The following is a 17,842-nucleotide window of genomic DNA, read 5'->3' on the forward strand; positions in this document are numbered from 1 at the left end:
TCACCCCCGCGAAACGCACTTCCCCGGGGGAGGCCTCCCGGGGGGGTCAGGAGGAGAGGGCGTCGCGCATCGGGACGAGCTTGGCGACGCTCTCGGCCAGCTCCGCGGCCGGGTCGGAGCCGGCGACGATGCCGCAGCCGGCGAAGAGGCGCAGCCGGGCGCCGGAGACCTCGGCGGAGCGCAGCGCGATGCCCCACTCGCCATCGCCGCGGGCGTCCATCCAGCCGACGGGGCCGGCGTAGCGGGCGCGGTCCAGCCCTTCGATCTCGCGGATGAGCTCCAGCGCGACCGCCGTGGGGGTGCCGCCGACCGCCGCCGACGGGTGCAGCGCGGCGGCCAGGGCGAGCGACGAGGCGTCGGAGTCGGAGACGCCGGCGAGGTCCGTCGCCAGGTGCATGACGTTGGGCAGGTGCAGCACGAACGGCGATTCGGGCACGTTCATGCTGGAGCAGAACGGCGCCAGCGCGTCGGCGACGGAGCGCACGGCGTACTCGTGCTCCTCGAGGTCCTTGCTGGAGCGCGCCAGCGACGCCGCCAGCGCGAGGTCGTGCTCGTCGTCGCCGGTGCGGCGAATGGTGCCGGCGAGGACGCGGGACGTGACGAGGCCGCGCTCGCGTCGCACGAGCAGCTCGGGCGTGGCGCCGATCATGCCGTCGACGCTGAAGGTCCAGCAGTGCGGGTAGCCGTCCGAGAGCCGTTGCAACGGCCAGCGGATGTCGATGGGCGCCGGGCTCTCGGCGACGAGGTCACGGGCGAGCACGACCTTCTCGAGGTCACCGGCGACGATGCGGCGCACGGCCTCGGCGACGATGCCCTCCCACTCGGTGCCCGACCGCGAGCCGTCGGCGTACGTGACGTCGACCGGCCGCCGCGCGGGCGGGACCGCCGGCAGCGCCGCGCCGCCGGGCAGGTTGCCGGTGACGTCGATGGTCGTGACCCACCAGCGCCCGGACCGGTGCCCGACGACGGTGTCCGGGAGGACCAGCGAGGACGAGCCGGGGACGTCGTCGAAGGCGAACGAGCCGAACGCGACCGGGCCGGTGCCGGGCAGCCGCACCTCGTCGCGGACGACGGCGGTGCCGACCATGCGCCGCCACCAGCGGTCGGCCGCGACGAACCGGTTGGCGCCGATGGTGTCGAACCGGGCCGCCTGGCCCCAGCCGACGACGCCCTCGCCCTGCCGGACCCAGGCCATCGGCGAGTCCTCGGGCAGCAGCTCCAGCAGCGGGCCCGGGTCCGGGACCTCGGTGGTGCGCACGACCATCGGCGCGGAAGCGGGCAGCGTCGTCACGACCATCAAGAGTACGGCCGGCCGGCCCCGGCTACAGTGACGGACGTGACCCGCGCCTCCCTGGACAAGCAGCCGCACGAGGTGGCGGCGATGTTCGACGACGTCGCCGAGAAGTACGACCGCACCAACGACGTGCTCTCCCTCGGCCAGGACCGCGCGTGGCGGCGGGCCGTCGTGGCGGCGCTCGGCGTCGGGCCGGGGGAGCGGGTGCTCGATCTCGCCGCCGGCACCGGCACCTCCAGCGAGCCGTTCCGGGCCCGCGGCGCGTTCGTCGTGCCGTGTGACTTCTCCCTCGGCATGCTCCGGACCGGCCGGCAGCACTTCGCCGACCTCCCGTTCGTGGCCGGCGACGCCACTCGGCTGCCGTTCGCCGACGGTGTCTTCGACGCGGTCACCATCTCCTTCGGCCTGCGCAACGTGCACGATCCCATCGCCGGGCTGCGCGAGCTGCTGCGCGTCACCCGTCCCGGCGGCCGGGTCGTGGTGTGCGAGTTCAGCCACCCGACGTTCACGCCGTTCCGCAAGGTGTACGTCGAGTACCTGATGCGCGCGCTGCCGCCGGTGGCCCGCCGGGTGTCCAGCAGCCCCGACGCGTACGTGTACCTGGCCGAGTCCATCCGCGCCTGGCCCGACCAGCCCGGGCTGGCCGCGTGGCTGCGTGAGGCGGGCTGGGCCGACGTCCGCTGGCGCAACCTCAGCGGCGGCATCGTCGCGCTGCACCACGCCGTGAAGCCCTGACGGGATGGCTCGGGGGCAGAACAGGCGGCCGGAGGACGACGACCGCCGGCGCTACACCGCGGTGCTCGACGCCGCCCGTGCCGACGGCCGCATCGACGACGCCGAGCTGTCCCGGCGCTCCTTCACCGTCCGCTACGCGCAGACGATGGGCGAGCTCGATGCCGTCGTCGGCGACCTGCCCGGCCCGGACCGGACGGCGGGTGGCCGGTCGCTGGTGACGGTCGCCGTGGCGGGTTTCGCGCTGCTGGCGGCCGTGGGTCTCGGCATCGTGGCGGCGAGCTCCGGCGGCGACGACGAGCCGGCCGCCGATCCGCCGGCGGCGGTCGAGGCCGAGCCGCCGCCGGTCGAGCAGGCCGAGGCCCCGCCGGTGGACATGTTCTCCGCGGCCGAGCTGACCTCCCTGTGGGAGGCGCTGGCCGCGCAGCAGGTCTCCGGGGTCCAGAGCATCTACCTGCACAGCGACTGGGCCGACCTCGAGGTGCGCACGGCGCCGGGCGCCCCCACCTACGACGACCTCGAGTACGACGGAGCGCTGAGCGAGCCCACGCCGGGCGGGGAGGTCAACGAGGAGAACCCGGACGACGTCTTCTTCGCCCTCGAGGACGTCAACCCGGCCGTCGTCGCCGCGTGCGCCGCCCAGGCCGCCGAGATCGCCCAGCGGCCGGACCGCGCGGTCGAGCTGGTCGTCATCAGGCGCGACGTGTTCTACGGCGACACCGTGACGATCAACGTGCACCTCGAGTCCGACGCGTACGGCGGCAGCGCGGTGCTGACCTGGGACGCGTCCGGCCAGCACCTGCTCGACGACGGGACGGACCCGTGAGCCGACCGGACCGCCGGTGGCGGCCGGCCGACGCCGACCGCGAGCGGTACGCCGCCGCCATCTCGCAGGCGTTCGCCGAGGGCCGCATCGACGCCGCCGACATGGAGAGCAGGACGGCACTGGTCTACGAGGCGACGTCGATCGCCGACCTCGACGCGCTGGTCGAGGACATGCCGGCGCCCGCTCCGGCCGCGCCGCCGAACAGGCCCGCCCCGGTGCGGACGAGGAAGGTCGCCGGAGCCGCCGCGGCGGCGCTGATCGGCGCGATGGCGGTGGTGCTGATCCTCGGCGCCGTGCTGCTGAGCGCCGTCCGCGACGACGCCCCGAGCGCCCCGGACCCGGCGCCGGCCGCCCCGCCGGCGGTCGCGGAGGAGCCGCCGCCGGACGAGGTCGCCGACCCGCCACCCGTCGCCGACGAGGACCTGCCGCCCATCGCCTCGGTGAAGCTGCCCATGCTGGAGTTGGAAGGGCTGCAGCAGCTGTGGGCGGCCGCCGCCGACATGGAGCCGAGCGACATCAGCCTGTTCTCCGACCGGGCCACGCTGGAGGTGCGGTCCAACTCGGCGCAGCGCGCCCTCGACCGCGTCGACTACACCGGGGGGTTGGTGCTGCCGCGCGAGCCCTACCGGGAGCTGGGCGACCACGAACCGGACGGCGAGGTGTTCTTCGCCTGGACGGACGTCACGCCGGAGGCGGTGGTGGCGGCGATCGCCGGAATGCCCGCCGCGCTGGGCGTCGACACTGTCACCGTCAGCCACATCAGCATCGGGCACTACCAGGACGGGGAGGTGACCATCAGCGTCTATCCGGAGGGTGACATCGGCTCCACATACGTCCGGTGGGATGCCACCGGCCAGCAGGTCATCCGCGTCTACTGACCACCTCGAATTACGCAACGTTGTTGCTGCTTAAATCCGCAGGTCAGGGCGGGTGACCCGGGGTGAGTGACACAACAGGGAACCCCTACACTTGGGACCGAGTGTGCGCTCGTGAACGCATTCACGAGCGTGCCGCCAGCAACCGGACAGTGACACGCAAGAGGACCCGTCGATGAGCCAGCGCACTGGTCGCACGCGACCGAGCGCCCCGACCCGCACCGCCGGCGAGGCCGACGTCATCGTCGTCGGCGCCGGGCCGGCCGGGTCGACCACGGCCTACCACCTGGCCCGGTCCGGGCTGGACGTCCTGCTCCTCGAGAAGGCGTCGTTCCCGCGCGACAAGGTCTGCGGCGACGGCCTGACGCCGCGCGCCGTCCGGCAGCTGGTCCGCATGGGCGTCGACACCAGCGCGCCGGGCTGGATCCGCAACCGCGGCCTGCGCATCATCGGCGGCGGCATGCGGCTGCACCTGCCGTGGCCCGAGCTGGCCAGCTACCCCGACTACGGCCTGGTCCGCACCCGCACCGACTTCGACGAGCTGCTCGCCAAGCACGCCGCGGCGGCCGGAGCACGTCTGCACGAGCGCACCAATGTCATCGCGCCGGTGCTGGACGAGCGCACCGGGCGCATCGTGGGCGTCACCGCGAAGCCGCTGGACGAGCGCGGCCGGGCCGCCGGCGCCGCCGTCACGTACCGCGCGCCGCTGGTGGTCGCCGCCGACGGCACGTCGTCGCGGCTGTCCACCGCCATGGGCATCCACAAACGCGACGACCGCCCGATGGCCGTCGCCGTCCGCACGTACTACAAGACGCCGCGCCACGACGACGACTGGATGGAGTCGTGGCTGGAGCTGTGGGCCGACAACCCGGCCGGCGGGCGCGACCTGCTGCCCGGGTACGGCTGGATCTTCGGCACCGGCAACGGCACCAGCAACGTCGGCCTCGGCATCACGAACACCTCGAAGGCGTTCGGGCGGGTCGACTACAAGGACATGCTGCGCCGCTGGGCCGCGCAGACGCCGCCGGAATGGGGCTTCACCGAGGAGAACCAGGTCGGTGACATCCGCAGCGCGGCGTTGCCGATGGGCTTCAACCGCCAGCCCCACTACAGTCGTGGGCTGCTCCTGGTCGGTGACGCCGGCGGCATGGTCAATCCCTTCAACGGCGAAGGCATCGACTACGCGATGGAGGCGGCCGGTCTCGCGGCCACCGTCGTCGCCGACGCGCTCTCCCGGGATGCCGCCGGGCGGGAGCGGGTGCTGCAGGGCTATCCTGCGGCGCTGAAGCACGAACACGGTGGCTACTTCACGCTCGGCCGCATCTTCGTCCGATTGATCGGTGACCCACGGATCATGAGAATCGCCCGGAACCACGGCCTGCCGCGACCCTGGCTGATGAAGTTCACGCTGAAGCTGCTCGCCAACCTGACCGACCACCGCGACGGTGACGTGTACGACCGCGTCATCAATGCGATGACCCGACTCGCCCCGGCGGCGTGAGGAGCACCATGCAGGACGTCTTGCTGAACTCAGTGCAGAGGAGTGGCCCGGCGTGAACGCCTACGCACCGATTCTCGGCCTCATCCTGCTCGCCGCTGTCTTCGCGGTGGGCTCGGTGGCCTTCTCCGTGGTGGCCGGCCCGAAGCGGTTCAACCGGGCGCGCCTGGAATCCTACGAGTGCGGCATCGAGCCGACCCCGCAACCGGTAGGCGGCGGCCGGTTCCCGGTCAAGTACTACCTGACCGCGATGACGTTCATCATCTTCGACATCGAGATCATCTTCCTGTACCCGTGGGCGGTCCGGTTCGACCACCTCGGGCTCTTCGGCTTCGTCGCGATGGTGACGTTCATCTTCCTGATCACCGTGCCGTTCATCTACGAGTGGCGGCGCGGCGGGCTCGACTGGGACTGAGGCAAATCATGGGTGTTGAAGAGAAGCTGCCGTCCGGTGTCCTGCTGGCCACCATGGAGAACCTGCTCGGGTACCTGCGCAAGGGCTCGGTCTGGCCGGCGACGTTCGGTCTGGCCTGCTGCGCCATCGAGATGATGGCGTTCGGCGGCCCCCGCCACGACTCCGCGCGCTTCGGCATGGAGGTGTTCCGTGCCTCGCCGCGGCAGGCCGACCTGATGATCGTCGCGGGCCGGGTGAGCCAGAAGATGGCGCCGGTGCTGCGGCAGATCTACGACCAGATGGCCAACCCGAAGTGGGTGCTGTCGATGGGCGTCTGCGCCTCGTCCGGCGGCATGTTCAACAACTACGCCATCGTCCAGGGCGTCGACCACGTCGTGCCCGTCGACGTCTACCTGCCGGGCTGTCCGCCGCGGCCGGAGATGCTGATCGACGCCATCCTCAAGCTGCACGACCAGATCCAGCACACCAAACTGGGCGCGCACAAGGTCGCGGCCGACGCCGAGGCCGAGCAGCTGGCGCTGCGGGCCGAGGCCACGCACGAGATGAAGGGCCTGCTCCGGTGAGCGACGACGAGAAGCGGACCGACGCCGCCGACAGCGCGGACGACGCGCAGGGCATGACCAGCGGAACGCAGCACCCCGACGACGTCGCGGAGGCCGCGGAGACCCGCGCCGAGTCCAGCCCGACCGAGGACCAGAAGGCGGCCGAGGCGCCGTCCGACGAGGCGGAGCCCGAAGACGAGGCCCTCCCGGCCGAGCCCGAGGGCCCGGCCCTCCCGCCGGAGCACCCGTCCCGGCGCGGCATGTTCGGCGCCTACGGCGGCAGCGGCGACACCTCCGGCTACGGCCGGCTGGTGGTCCGCGACACCAACCCGGTGCGCGGCGGCTCGACCCCGCGGCCGTGGCCGGAGGAGCTGGAGGCGCTCGGCGACGACGTCACCGCCGCTCTGGCCGAGGCCGGCAGCACCGACGCCGACGTGTTCGAGAAGGTGCTAGTCGACCGCGGCCAGGTCACGTTCTTCGTCAAGCGCGAGAAGCTGGCCGACGTCGCCCGGACGTTCCGCGACGACCCCTTGCTCCGGTTCGAGATGTGCATGGGCGTCAACGGCGTGCACTACCCGGAGGAGACCGGCCGCGAGCTGCACGTCCACATCCAGCTGCTCTCGATCACGCACAACCGCCGGGTCAACCTCGAGGTCACCTGCCCCGAGACCGACCCGCACGTCCCGTCGATCGTCCACACGTACCCGTCGGCCAACTGGCACGAGCGCGAGACGTACGACTTCTTCGGGATCCACTTCGACGGCCACCCGGCGCTGACCCGCATCCAGATGCCGGACGACTGGCCGGGGCACCCGCAGCGCAAGGACTACCCGCTCGGAGGCATCCCCGTGGAGTACAAGGGCGCGACCATCGCGCCGCCGGACGAGCGGAGGGCGTACAACTGATGAGCCAGCAGGACGTCACCTTCACGCCGTCCGGCGACACCGACGACCCGTACGCGGGCGTCCGCGAGACCACCGAGGGTCCGGTCTACACCGTCACCGGCGAGGACTGGGCCGACGTGGTGGGCGCGGCCGCCGCGGGCGAAGAGCGCATCGTCGTCAACATGGGCCCGCAGCACCCGTCGACGCACGGCGTGCTCCGGCTCATCCTCGAGCTGGACGGCGAGACCGTCACCGAGGCCCGCTGCGGCATCGGCTACCTGCACACCGGCATCGAGAAGAACATGGAGTACCGGACGTGGACCCAGGGGGTCACGTTCGTGACCCGCATGGACTACCTGTCCCCGTTCTTCAACGAGGCCGCGTACGTGCTGGGCGTCGAGAAGCTGCTCGGCATCACCGACGACATCCCCGACCGCGCCAACGTCATCCGCGTCATGATGATGGAGCTCAACCGCATCTCGTCGCACCTGGTCTGTCTCGCGACCGGTGGCATGGAGATGGGCGCGCTCACCGTCATGACGGCGGGGTTCCGCGAGCGCGAGCGCACGCTGGACCTGTTCGAGCTGATCACCGGCCTGCGGATGAACAGCGCGTACATCCGCCCCGGCGGCGTCGCGCAGGACCTCCCGCCCGGTGCGGTCGAGAGCGTCCGCGAGTACCTGCGCTGGATGTGGAGCCACATCGGCCAGTACGAGGCACTCTGCAACGAGAACCCGATCTTCAAGGGCCGCACCGTCGGCGTCGGGTACCTCGACCTCGCCGGCTGCATGGCGCTGGGCATCACCGGCCCCGTGCTGCGCTCCACCGGCCTGCCCTGGGACCTGCGCAAGTCGCAGCCTTACTGCGGCTACGAGACGTACGACTTCGAGGTGGCCACCTGGGACACCGCCGACTCCTACGGGCGCTTCCGCATCCGGGTCGAGGAGATGAAGCAGTCGCTGAAGATCGTCGAGCAGTGCCTGGACCGGCTGGAGCCGGGCCCGGTCATGGTCGGCGACAAGAAGATCGCCTGGCCGGCGCAGCTGGCCATCGGCAGCGACGGCATGGGCAACTCCCTCGACCACATCCGGCACATCATGGGTGAGTCGATGGAGGCGCTGATCCACCACTTCAAGCTGGTCACCGAGGGCTTCCGCGTCCCGGCCGGCGAGGTGTACATGCCGATCGAGAGCCCGCGCGGCGAACTCGGCGCGCACGTGGTGTCCGACGGCGGCACGCGGCCGTGGCGCGTGCATTTCCGTGACCCGTCCTTCAACAACCTGCAGGCCGTACCGGCGATGTGCGAGGGTTCCATGGTGGCCGACGTCATCGTGTCCGTCGCGAGCATCGACCCGGTGATGGGTGGATGTGACCGATGACCGACGTGAACGACACACCGGCCGCGACCGGAGCGCTCGACGACACCGTCCGGGCGGAGATGGCCGAGATCATCGCCCGCTACCCGGAGCCGCGCTCCGCGCTGCTGCCGATGCTGCACCTCGTGCAGGCGCACCAGGGGTACGTCACCCCCGAGGGCATCGAGCTGTGCGCCGAGGTGCTCGACATCACCGAGGCCGAGGTGGCCGCGGTCGCCACGTTCTACACCATGTACAAGCGCCGCCCGGTCGGCGAGTACCACGTCGGCGTCTGCACGAACACGCTGTGCGCCGTCATGGGCGGTGACGCGATCTGGGACGACCTCTCCGAGTACCTCGGCGTCGGGCACGACGAGACCACCGACGACGGCAAGGTCTCGCTCGAGCGGGTCGAGTGCAACGCGGCCTGCGACTACGCGCCGGTGATGATGGTCAACTGGGAGTTCATGGACAACCAGACGCCGCAGTCCGCGCGCGAGCTGGTCGACCGGCTGCGCGCCGGCGAGGAGGTCCGCTCCACCCGCGGCCCGCGCATCTGCTCCTGGAAGCAGGCCGAGCGGGTTCTGGCCGGGTTCCCCGACGACCTCGCGACCGACGGCGTCGCTGCCGGTCCGGCCTCGCTCGTGGGGCTGGAGCTGGCGCACGAGAACGGCTGGACGGCGCCCGAGGGCGGCCAGCGCGAGCTGGGAGGTAGCACCAAGTGACGACGCTCACCCCTGTCCTCACCGCCCGCTGGGACCAGTCCGACGCCTTCACCCGGCGCAACTACGAGAAGGCCGGCGGCTACAAGGCGCTGCGCCGCGCGCTGCAGCGCAAGCCCGAGGACATCGTCGAGATCGTCAAGGACTCCGGTCTGCGCGGCCGCGGCGGCGCCGGGTTCCCGACCGGGATGAAGTGGAGCTTCATCCCGAAGGACTCGCCCAAGCCCACGTACCTCGTGGTGAACGCCGACGAGTCCGAGCCGGGCACCTGCAAGGACATCCCGCTGATGATGGCCGACCCGCACGTGCTGGTCGAGGGCGTCATCATCACGTCCTACGCCATCGGCGCCAAGCACGCGTTCATCTACGTGCGCGGCGAGGTGCTGCACGTGTTCCGCCGGGTGCTGAACGCCGTCGCCGAGGCGTACGAGGCCGGCTACCTGGGCCAGGACATCCTCGGCTCCGGGTTCGACCTCGACGTCGTCGTGCACGCCGGCGCCGGCGCGTACATCTGCGGCGAGGAGACCGCGCTGCTCGACTCGCTGGAGGGCCGGCGCGGCCAGCCGCGGCTCAAGCCGCCGTTCCCGGCGGTGGCCGGCCTGTACGCGTCGCCGACCGTCATCAACAACGTCGAGACCATCGCGTCGGTGCCGTCGATCATCTCCGGCGGCGCCGAGTGGTTCCGCGGCATGGGCAGCGAGAAGTCGCCCGGCTACGGCATCTTCTCGCTGTCGGGGCACGTCACGAAGCCCGGCCAGTACGAGGCGCCGCTGGGCATCACGCTGCGCGAGCTGCTCGACATGGCCGGCGGCATCCGGGCCGGTCACGAGCTGAAGTTCTGGACGCCGGGCGGCTCGTCCACGCCGGTCCTCACCGCCGAGCACCTCGACATCCCGCTCGACTTCGAGGGCATGGCCGGCGCCGGCTCGCTGCTGGGCACCCGGGCGCTGCAGATCTTCGACGACACCACCTGCGTGGTGCGCGCCACCGAGCGGTGGATCGAGTTCTACAAGCACGAGTCCTGCGGCAAGTGCACGCCCTGCCGCGAGGGCTTCTGGTGGATGGTGCAGATCCTCGAACGCCTGGAGAAGGGCGACGGCACCGAGGCCGATCTGGACAAGCTGCTGGACATGAGCGATAACATCGCTGGCCGCTCGTTCTGCGCGCTCGCCGACGGCGGGGTGGCACCGGTGGTCTCGACCATCCAGCACTTCCGCGACGAGTACATCGCGCACTTCGAGCACGGCGGCTGCCCGTTCGACCCGGCCGCCTCGACGCTGTTCGCGCAGGAACTGGGGGCCAAGGCCTGATGACCGTGACGACCAACTCCACGTCCGACACCGTGGAGCCGCAGCCGAACCTGGTGACGGTCACCATCGACGGCTTCGAGGTGAGCGTGCCCGAGGGCACGCTGGTCATCCGCGCTGCCGAGCTCATCGGCATCCAGATCCCGCGGTTCTGCGACCACCCGCTGCTCGAGCCCGTCGGCGCCTGCCGCCAGTGCATGGTCGAGGTGCCCGACATGGGCAACGGCCGCGGCATGCCCAAGCCTCAGGCGTCCTGCACGCTCACCGTTGCTCCGGGCATGGTGATCAACACCCAGTTCTCCTCGCCGGTCGCCGACAAGGCGCAGCAGGGGATCATGGAGTTCCTGCTGATCAACCACCCGCTCGACTGCCCGGTCTGCGACAAGGGCGGCGAGTGCCCGCTGCAGAACCAGGCGATGAGCAACGGCCGCGGCGACTCCCGCTACGAGGGCAAGAAGCGGACCTACCCGAAGCCCATCAACATCTCCGCGCAGGTGCTGCTCGACCGCGAGCGCTGCGTGCTGTGCGCCCGGTGCACCCGGTTCTCCAAGGAGATCGCCGGCGACCCGTTCATCGAGCTGCTCGAACGCGGCTCGCTGCAGCAGGTCGGCATCTACGAGAAGGAGCCGTTCGAGAGCTACTTCTCCGGCAACACCATCCAGATCTGCCCGGTCGGCGCGCTGACGTCGGCGGCCTACCGGTTCCGGTCCCGCCCGTTCGACCTGGTGTCCGTCCCGTCCGTCGCCGAGCACGACGCCTGCGGCAGCGCGATCCGGGTCGACCACCGCCGCGGCGCGGTCATGCGCCGGCTGGCCGGCGACGACCCCGAGGTGAACGAGGAGTGGATCACCGACAAGGACCGCTTCGCGTTCCGCTGGCCCACGCTCGACGACCGCATCACGCACCCGCTGGTCCGCGACGAGGAGACCGGTGAGCTGGTCGCGGCATCGTGGCCCGAGGCGCTGACCCTCGCGTCGCAGGGCCTGGCCCGGTCGCGCGACGCCGGCGGCGTCGGCGTCCTGACCGGCGGCCGGCTGACGCACGAGGACGCCTACGCGTACGCGAAGTTCGCGCGGGTGGCGCTGGACACCAACGACGTCGACTTCCGGTCCCGGCCGCACTCGGCCGAGGAGGCCGGCTTCCTGGCCTCGATCGCCGGGTCCGGGCTGGGCGTCACCTTCACCGACGTCGAGAAGGCGCCGGCGGTGCTGCTGGTCGGGCTGGAGCCCGAGGAGGAGGCCGGCGCGCTGTTCCTGCGGCTGCGCAAGGCCAACCGGAAGAACGGCACGCAGGTCCACGCCATCGCGCCGTTCGCGACCCGCGGCCTGACGAAGACCGGCGGCACGCTGCTGCCGGCCGCGCCGGGCACCGAGCCGGAGATCCTCAACGCCGTCACACTCGGCGACGACCGCGTCGCCTACCTGGGCGAGGCGCTGCGCGAGAAGGGCGCCGTCATCCTGGTCGGCTCCCGGCTGGCGACGATCCCGGGCGCGCTGTCCGCGGCCGCCCGCGTCGCCACCGTCACCGGCGCCCGGCTGGCCTGGGTGCCGCGGCGGGCCGGCGAGCGCGGCGCGCTGGAGGCCGGCGCGCTGCCGACGCTGCTGCCCGGCGGCCGGCCGGTCGCCGACCCGGAGGCTCGGGTCGACGTCGCCGCCGCCTGGTCCGTCGACACGCTGCCGTCGCTGCCCGGCCGCGACACCACCGGCATCCTGTCCGCGCTGTCCAGCGGTGTGCTGGCCGGTGCGCTGGTGGCCGGCGTCGAGCTGGCCGACCTCCCCGACCCGGGCGCGGCGAAGCGGGCCCTCGAGGCCGCCGGCTTCGTCGTCAGCCTCGAGGTGCGGCACAGCGAGGTCACCGAGCTCGCCGACGTCGTGCTGCCGGTGGCGCCGCCGGTCGAGAAGGCCGGCACGTTCCTCAACTGGGAGGGCCGGGCCCGGCCGTTCCCCGCGGTGCTCGCGCAGACGCCGTCGCTCAGCGACGCCGCCGTGCTCGACGCCATCGCCGACGAGCTGGGCCTCCGGCTCGGGCTGCGCGACGTCGACGACGTCCGTGCCGAGATCGCCGAGCTGGGCGTCTGGGACGGCGCCCGGCTGGAGTCCACCGACACCCCGCCCGCCGGCCCGCCGCGGCCCGGCGAGCGTGAGGCGGTGCTGGCCAGCTGGAAGCTCCTGCTCGACGGCGGCCGGCTGCAGGACGGCGAGCCGCACCTGGCGGCGACGGCGAAGAAGGCCGAAGCGCGCATCTCCGCCGGCACCGCCGCCGAGGTGGGCGTCGCCGACGGCGAATGGCTCACCGTCCGGACGGGGACCGGCCAGGTCAGCGTCCCGGTGCGGGTGACGGACATGCCCGACCGCGTGGTCTGGCTGCCGGAGAACTCGAACGGTTCGACGCTGCACCAGTTGCTGGGCGCCGGCGCCGGTCAGGTCGTCAAGCTCGCGGGTGGAGGTACCGAGTCGTGATCGCGATCGCCGCTGAGACGACCGCCAACGAGGTCCCCGGCTTCGGGAACGACCCGTGGTGGATCATCGCCATCAAGGTCGTGGCGATCTTCGTGCTGCTGATCCTGCTGACGCTGTTCAACATCGTCTTCGAGCGCAAGGTCGTGGCGCGCATGCAGCACCGCCTCGGCCCGAACCGCACCGGCCCGGGCGGCTGGCTGCAGAGCCTCGCCGACGGCACCAAGCTGATGTTCAAGGAGGACATCATCCCGAAGGCGGCCGACAAGGTCGTCTACGTCCTCGCGCCGATCGTGGCGCTGGTGCCGTCGTTCCTGATCCTCGCGGTCATCCCGATGGGCCCGGAGGTCTCGATCTTCGGGCACGAGACCCGGCTGCAGCTCACCGACCTCCCGGTCGCGGTGCTGTTCACGCTGGCCATCGCGTCCGTCGGCGTCTACGGCCTGATGCTGGCCGGCTGGTCCAGCGGCTCGACCTACCCGCTGCTCGGCGGCCTGCGCTCGACCGCCCAGGTCATCTCGTACGAGCTGGTCATGGGGCTGTCGTTCGTCGGCGTCTTCCTGTTCGCCGGCACCATGTCGACGTCGGGCATCGTCGAGGAGCAGGAGCGGCTCTGGTACGGCATCATCCTGCTGCCGTCGTTCCTCATCTACCTCATCTCGATGGTGGGCGAGACGAACCGGGCGCCGTTCGACCTCCCCGAGGCCGAGGGCGAGCTGGTGGCCGGCTGGGGCACCGAGTACTCGTCGTTCAAGTACGCGATGTTCTTCCAGGCCGAGTACTTCAACATGGTCAACGTCTCGGCCATCGCCACGACGCTGTTCCTGGGCGGCTGGCGGGCGCCGTGGCCGCTCTCGGCGATCAACGACGGCATGTTCAACACCGGCTGGTGGCCGCTGCTGTGGTTCCTCGGCAAGGTCATCCTGCTGATCTTCATCTTCATCTGGCTGCGCGGCACGCTGCCACGGCTCAGGTACGACCAGTTCATGCACTTCTGCTGGAAGGTGCTGCTGCCGATCTCGCTGGTCTGGATCGTCGCGGTGGCCGGCATGCGGCTGGCGTTCAACGAGGGCGTCGAGCGCAACCAGATCCTCCTGTACGGCGGTATCGCCGTGGCGGTGCTGCTGATCGGCAGCCTGCTGATCCCGGAGAAGAAGGTGCCGGCCGAGGCGGAGCCGGCCGAGCCGCCGGAGTTCGACGCGTTCGCCGGCGGACACCCGGTGCCGCCGATGCCGGGCCAGGAGTTCGTGGCGGCGCGCATCCCCGCGGCCACCACTCAGACTGATGACCGTACCGAGGAGAGCAGTCGTGCCTAAGTTCCTCGACCCGGTGGCGGGTTTCGGAGTCACGTTCCGGACCATGTTCCGCAAGCCGGTCACCGAGCAGTACCCGGAGCAGCCGCATCCGGTGGCGCCGCGCTTCCACGGTCGGCACCAGCTCAACCGGCACCCCGACGGGCTGGAGAAGTGCGTCGGCTGTGAGCTGTGCGCGTGGGCCTGCCCGGCCGACGCCATCTACGTCGAGGGCGCCTCCAACACCGAGGACGAGCGCTTCTCGCCGGGCGAGCGGTACGGCCGCGTCTACCAGATCAACTACCTGCGCTGCATCCTCTGCGGGCTGTGCATCGAGGCGTGCCCGACCCGCGCGCTGACGATGACCAACGAGTACGAGCTGGCCGACCACACCCGCGAGAGCCTCATCTACGAGAAGAAGGACCTGCTCGCGCCGCTGCTGCCGGGCATGGAGGAGCCGCCGCACCCGATGCGGCTCGGCGACGACGAGCGCGACTACTACCTCGGCGCGGGCCTCGGCCGCTCCAGCGGTGAGGGGGCGTGATGGGCGAGGCAGCCCTGTTCTGGATCATGGCGCCGGTCGCCGTGCTCGGTGCGCTCGGCTTGGTCTTCTCCCGCAAGGCCGTGCACGGCGCGCTCAGCCTGGCCGTCACGATGATCTCCCTGGCGCTGTTCTACATCGCGCAGGAGGCGCCGTTCCTCGGCGTCGTGCAGATCGTCGTCTACACCGGCGCGATCATGATGCTGTTCCTGTTCGTGATCATGCTGATCGGCATCGACTCCTCCGACTCCAGGGTCGAGACCATCCGCGGCCAGCGGGTCGCGGCGACGCTCGCCGTCGCCGGTGTCGTGCTGCTGCTGGCCGGGGTCACCATCCGGGCGACGCTGCCGGAGGAGCCCGTCGGTCTCGCGCAGGCCACGCCGGACGGCAACGTCCCGGCCATCGCCGACGCGATCTTCGGCACCTACGTGTGGGCCTTCGAGGTGGTGGCCGCGCTGCTGATCACCGCCGCCGTCGGCGCCATGACGCTGACCCACCGCGAGCGGACCCAGCCCCGCCCGACGCAGAAGGAACTGTCGATCAAGCGGTTCAGCGAGGGCGCGCCCGGCGAGGCCGCCGGCCTGCCCGTCCCCGGTGTGTACGCGCGGCACAACGCCGTCGACACCCCGGCGCTGCTGCCCGACGGCACGCCCAGCGAGGACTCCGTCAACCGGGTGCTGGTCGCCCGCGGCGCCGCCCGCTCCACCGACGAGTTCCGGCACCATCCGACGCCGGGCGACATCGAGGCGGCGGCCGAGGGCGACGCCGACGAGCCGGTGAGCGAGTCCGGTACCGACGACGACGCATCCGGAGGTGAGCGCGCATGAACCCGACCAACTACCTGGTGCTGTCGATCATCCTGTTCTCGATCGGCGCCGCCGGCGTGCTCATCCGGCGCAACGCGCTGGTGGCCTTCATGTCCGTCGAGCTCATGCTCAACGCGGCCAACCTGGCGTTCGTCACCTTCGCCCGGATGCACGGCAACATCGACGGTCAGATCGTGGCGTTCTTCGTCATGGTCGTGGCGGCGGCCGAGGTCGTCGTCGGGCTGGCGATCATCGTGACGATCTTCCGAACTCGCAGGTCCGCGTCGGTCGACGACGCCAGCCTGCTGAAGCTCTGACGGGCGTGAGGAACCAGTGACTTCCACACTCAGCGCGCTGGCGACCGCTGTCGCCACCGAGGGCGGGCACGGCGGCGGCCAGGCGGTCGCCGAGGCCACCGGCGTGTTCGACCTGACCTGGCTGCTGATCGCGTTCCCGCTGCTGGGCGCCGCGATCCTGCTGCTCGGCGGGCGGCGCACCGACAAGGTCGGCCACCTCATCGGCTGCGCGGCATCGCTCGCCTCGTTCGTCATGGGCCTGGTGCTGTTCTTCGCGATGGTCGGCGAGCCGTCCGACGGCCGCGCGTTCACCGTCCAGCTCTGGGAGTACGTCAACGCCGGCGGCTACAGCGTCGACGTCAGCCTGCTGCTGGACCAGCTGTCGATCTCGTTCGTGCTGCTGATCACCGGTGTCGGGTCGTTGATCCACATCTACTCCATCGGCTACATGGAGCACGACGAGCGCCGGCGCCGGTTCTTCGGCTACCTGAACCTGTTCGTCGCGGCGATGCTGCTGCTGGTGCTCGCGTCGGACTACCTGGTGCTGTTCATCGGCTGGGAGGGCGTCGGCCTGGCGTCGTACCTGCTGATCGGGTTCTGGCAGCACAAGAACTCGGCGGCGGTCGCGGCCAAGAAGGCGTTCGTCGTCAACCGCGTCGGCGACATGGGCATGATCCTCGCGATGTCGTCGATGATCCTCGTCTTCGGCTCGACGGCCTTCGACGTCGTGTTCGCCTCGGCCGAGGGCGCCGAGACCGGCTGGCTCACCGCCATCGGCCTGTTCCTGCTGCTCGGCGCCTGCGGCAAGTCGGCGCAGTTCCCGCTGCAGTCCTGGCTGCTCGACGCGATGGAGGGCCCGACCCCGGTGTCGGCGCTGATCCACGCCGCCACCATGGTGACCGCCGGCGTCTACCTGATCGTCCGGTCCGCCGCGATCTACGACCTCGCCCCCGACGCGCGCACCGCCGTCGTCGTCGTCGGCGCGATCACGCTGCTGATGGGTGCGATCATCGGTTGCGCCAAGGACGACATCAAGAAGGCGCTGGCCGGCTCGACCATGAGCCAGATCGGCTACATGACGCTCGCGGCGGGGCTCGGCCCGGCCGGGTACGCGTTCGCGATCTTCCACCTGCTGACGCACGGCTTCTTCAAGGCCAACATGTTCCTCGGCGCCGGCTCGGTGATGCACGGCATGAACGACGAGGTGAACATGCGCCGCTACGGCGGGCTGCGCATCCTCATGCCGGCCACGTTCCTCACGTTCGCCATGGGCTACCTCGCGATCATCGGCATCCCGCCGTTCGCCGGGTACTTCTCCAAGGACAAGATCATCGAGGCGGCGTTCGCGGACAACTGGATCACCGGCCTGGCCACGCTGATCGGCGCCGGCATCACCGCGTTCTACATGACCCGCCTCATGCTCATGACGTTCTTCGGCAACCGCCGCTGGAAGCAGACCGAGCCGCCGCACGAGTCGCCGCCGGTCATGACCTGGCCGCTCTGGGTGCTCGGCGCGCTGTCGGTCGTCGGCGGGTTCGGGCTGCTGTACCTCGGCGCCGGCATCGTCGACTGGCTGGCGCCGGTCACCGGTGAGGCGCACCACGACCTCCCGATGCCGCTCTGGCTGCTGATCACCATCACGCTGGCCACCGTCGTCGTCGGTGTCGCGGTCGCCTGGGCGATGTACGGGCGCCGCACGGTCCGCGAGGACGTCCCGGCCGGCAACGCGATCACCGTCGCCGCCCGCAACGACCTCTACGGCGACGCGTTCAACGAGGCGGTGTTCATGCGGCCGGGCCAGTACCTGACCCGCTCGCTGGTCTACTTCGAGAACCGCGGCGTCGACGGTGCCGTGGTCGGCACCGCCACCGCCGTCGGCGGCCTGTCGGCCCGCATGCGGCGCTGGCAGACCGGTTTCGTCCGTTCCTATGCCGTGACGATGCTCGGCGGCGTCGGCGTCGTCGTGCTGGCCATGCTGTTGGTGAGGCTTCCGTGACCTTT

At 71.1% G+C, this 17,842-nt stretch carries 17 protein-coding genes; 16 read left to right on the plus strand and 1 reads right to left on the minus strand.

What is annotated here, in order from left to right; translation table 11 throughout:
- Positions 1-46: 46 nt before the first annotated feature.
- Positions 47-1,297, minus strand: coding sequence for an isochorismate synthase MenF (locus tag BLU82_RS00325; RefSeq protein ID WP_092614162.1), 1,251 nt, complete (start codon positions 1,295-1,297; stop codon positions 47-49).
- Between the two features lie 39 nt (positions 1,298-1,336).
- Between BLU82_RS00325 and BLU82_RS00330 the strand changes: the two genes are divergently transcribed.
- The 16 genes from BLU82_RS00330 (at position 1,337) to nuoL (ending at position 17,837) form a co-directional block, all read left to right on the plus strand.
- Positions 1,337-2,029: a demethylmenaquinone methyltransferase gene (locus BLU82_RS00330; RefSeq protein WP_092625227.1), complete on the plus strand. Its 693-nt coding sequence runs from the start codon at positions 1,337-1,339 to the stop codon at positions 2,027-2,029.
- Positions 2,030-2,033: 4 nt separating this feature from the next.
- Positions 2,034-2,852, plus strand: a complete 819-nt coding sequence (locus tag BLU82_RS00335) for a DUF1707 domain-containing protein (RefSeq protein WP_092614164.1) — start codon at positions 2,034-2,036, stop codon at positions 2,850-2,852.
- Positions 2,849-3,730, plus strand: a complete 882-nt coding sequence (locus BLU82_RS33875; RefSeq protein ID WP_172885495.1) for a DUF1707 domain-containing protein — start codon at positions 2,849-2,851, stop codon at positions 3,728-3,730. Before BLU82_RS00335 ends, BLU82_RS33875 begins: the two co-directional genes overlap by 4 nt.
- A gap of 172 nt (positions 3,731-3,902) precedes the next feature.
- Entirely contained in the window at positions 3,903-5,228 is a 1,326-nt protein-coding gene (locus tag BLU82_RS00350) for a geranylgeranyl reductase family protein (RefSeq protein WP_092614168.1), read from the plus strand.
- Between the two features lie 52 nt (positions 5,229-5,280).
- Positions 5,281-5,640, plus strand: coding sequence for an NADH-quinone oxidoreductase subunit A (locus tag BLU82_RS00355; RefSeq protein WP_069114891.1), 360 nt, complete (start codon positions 5,281-5,283; stop codon positions 5,638-5,640).
- An 8-nt stretch (positions 5,641-5,648) separates the two neighbouring features.
- Positions 5,649-6,203 (plus strand): NADH-quinone oxidoreductase subunit B family protein, encoded by a 555-nt coding sequence (locus tag BLU82_RS00360; protein ID WP_046768237.1) that lies wholly within the window; start codon positions 5,649-5,651, stop codon positions 6,201-6,203.
- A gap of 53 nt (positions 6,204-6,256) precedes the next feature.
- On the plus strand, positions 6,257-7,087 hold the full coding sequence (locus tag BLU82_RS00365) for an NADH-quinone oxidoreductase subunit C (RefSeq protein WP_092625229.1): 831 nt from the start codon (positions 6,257-6,259) through the stop codon (positions 7,085-7,087).
- Entirely contained in the window at positions 7,087-8,445 is a 1,359-nt protein-coding gene (locus BLU82_RS00370; RefSeq protein ID WP_092614170.1) for an NADH-quinone oxidoreductase subunit D, read from the plus strand. The genes BLU82_RS00365 and BLU82_RS00370 overlap by 1 nt, the downstream gene beginning before the upstream one ends.
- Positions 8,442-9,146, plus strand: a complete 705-nt coding sequence (nuoE, locus tag BLU82_RS00375) for an NADH-quinone oxidoreductase subunit NuoE (RefSeq protein WP_092614172.1) — start codon at positions 8,442-8,444, stop codon at positions 9,144-9,146. The genes BLU82_RS00370 and nuoE overlap by 4 nt, the downstream gene beginning before the upstream one ends.
- Positions 9,143-10,453, plus strand: a complete 1,311-nt coding sequence (gene nuoF, locus BLU82_RS00380; RefSeq protein ID WP_092614174.1) for an NADH-quinone oxidoreductase subunit NuoF — start codon at positions 9,143-9,145, stop codon at positions 10,451-10,453. Before nuoE ends, nuoF begins: the two co-directional genes overlap by 4 nt.
- The gene (locus BLU82_RS00385; protein ID WP_092614176.1) at positions 10,453-12,909 is read left to right on the plus strand and encodes an NADH-quinone oxidoreductase subunit G; all 2,457 of its coding nucleotides are present in this window, start codon (positions 10,453-10,455) and stop codon (positions 12,907-12,909) included. Before nuoF ends, BLU82_RS00385 begins: the two co-directional genes overlap by 1 nt.
- A 5-nt stretch (positions 12,910-12,914) precedes the next feature.
- Positions 12,915-14,222 (plus strand): NADH-quinone oxidoreductase subunit NuoH, encoded by a 1,308-nt coding sequence (gene nuoH / locus BLU82_RS00390; RefSeq protein ID WP_092625231.1) that lies wholly within the window; start codon positions 12,915-12,917, stop codon positions 14,220-14,222.
- Positions 14,191-14,742, plus strand: a complete 552-nt coding sequence (gene nuoI, locus BLU82_RS00395) for an NADH-quinone oxidoreductase subunit NuoI (protein WP_092614178.1) — start codon at positions 14,191-14,193, stop codon at positions 14,740-14,742. Before nuoH ends, nuoI begins: the two co-directional genes overlap by 32 nt.
- Positions 14,742-15,566 carry an NADH-quinone oxidoreductase subunit J gene (locus BLU82_RS00400; RefSeq protein ID WP_092614180.1) on the plus strand — a complete coding sequence of 275 codons (825 nt, stop codon included), beginning with the start codon at positions 14,742-14,744 and terminating at the stop codon, positions 15,564-15,566. Before nuoI ends, BLU82_RS00400 begins: the two co-directional genes overlap by 1 nt.
- Positions 15,563-15,862 (plus strand): NADH-quinone oxidoreductase subunit NuoK, encoded by a 300-nt coding sequence (gene nuoK / locus BLU82_RS00405; protein WP_069114883.1) that lies wholly within the window; start codon positions 15,563-15,565, stop codon positions 15,860-15,862. The genes BLU82_RS00400 and nuoK overlap by 4 nt, the downstream gene beginning before the upstream one ends.
- A 103-nt stretch (positions 15,863-15,965) precedes the next feature.
- Positions 15,966-17,837 (plus strand): NADH-quinone oxidoreductase subunit L, encoded by a 1,872-nt coding sequence (gene nuoL, locus BLU82_RS00410; RefSeq protein ID WP_157741430.1) that lies wholly within the window; start codon positions 15,966-15,968, stop codon positions 17,835-17,837.
- Positions 17,838-17,842: the final 5 nt, after the last annotated feature.

Origin of the sequence: Jiangella sp. DSM 45060, assembly GCF_900105175.1 — a bacterium.
Lineage (GTDB): Bacteria > Actinomycetota > Actinomycetes > Jiangellales > Jiangellaceae > Jiangella.

Bases quoted from the DNA above. Each gene is read 5' to 3' on its own strand.
- BLU82_RS00325 (WP_092614162.1), bottom strand. From the start codon at position 1,297: ATGGTCGTGACGACGCTGCCCGCTTCCGCGCCGATGGTCGTGCGCACC.
- BLU82_RS00335 (WP_092614164.1), top strand. From the start codon at position 2,034: ATGGCTCGGGGGCAGAACAGGCGGCCGGAGGACGACGACCGCCGGCGC.
- BLU82_RS00350 (WP_092614168.1), top strand. From the start codon at position 3,903: ATGAGCCAGCGCACTGGTCGCACGCGACCGAGCGCCCCGACCCGCACC.
- BLU82_RS00360 (WP_046768237.1), top strand. From the start codon at position 5,649: ATGGGTGTTGAAGAGAAGCTGCCGTCCGGTGTCCTGCTGGCCACCATG.
- BLU82_RS00365 (WP_092625229.1), top strand. From the start codon at position 6,257: ATGACCAGCGGAACGCAGCACCCCGACGACGTCGCGGAGGCCGCGGAG.
- BLU82_RS00370 (WP_092614170.1), top strand. From the start codon at position 7,087: ATGAGCCAGCAGGACGTCACCTTCACGCCGTCCGGCGACACCGACGAC.
- nuoE (WP_092614172.1), top strand. From the start codon at position 8,442: ATGACCGACGTGAACGACACACCGGCCGCGACCGGAGCGCTCGACGAC.
- BLU82_RS00385 (WP_092614176.1), top strand. From the start codon at position 10,453: ATGACCGTGACGACCAACTCCACGTCCGACACCGTGGAGCCGCAGCCG.
- nuoI (WP_092614178.1), top strand. From the start codon at position 14,191: ATGACCGTACCGAGGAGAGCAGTCGTGCCTAAGTTCCTCGACCCGGTG.
- BLU82_RS00400 (WP_092614180.1), top strand. From the start codon at position 14,742: ATGGGCGAGGCAGCCCTGTTCTGGATCATGGCGCCGGTCGCCGTGCTC.
- nuoK (WP_069114883.1), top strand. From the start codon at position 15,563: ATGAACCCGACCAACTACCTGGTGCTGTCGATCATCCTGTTCTCGATC.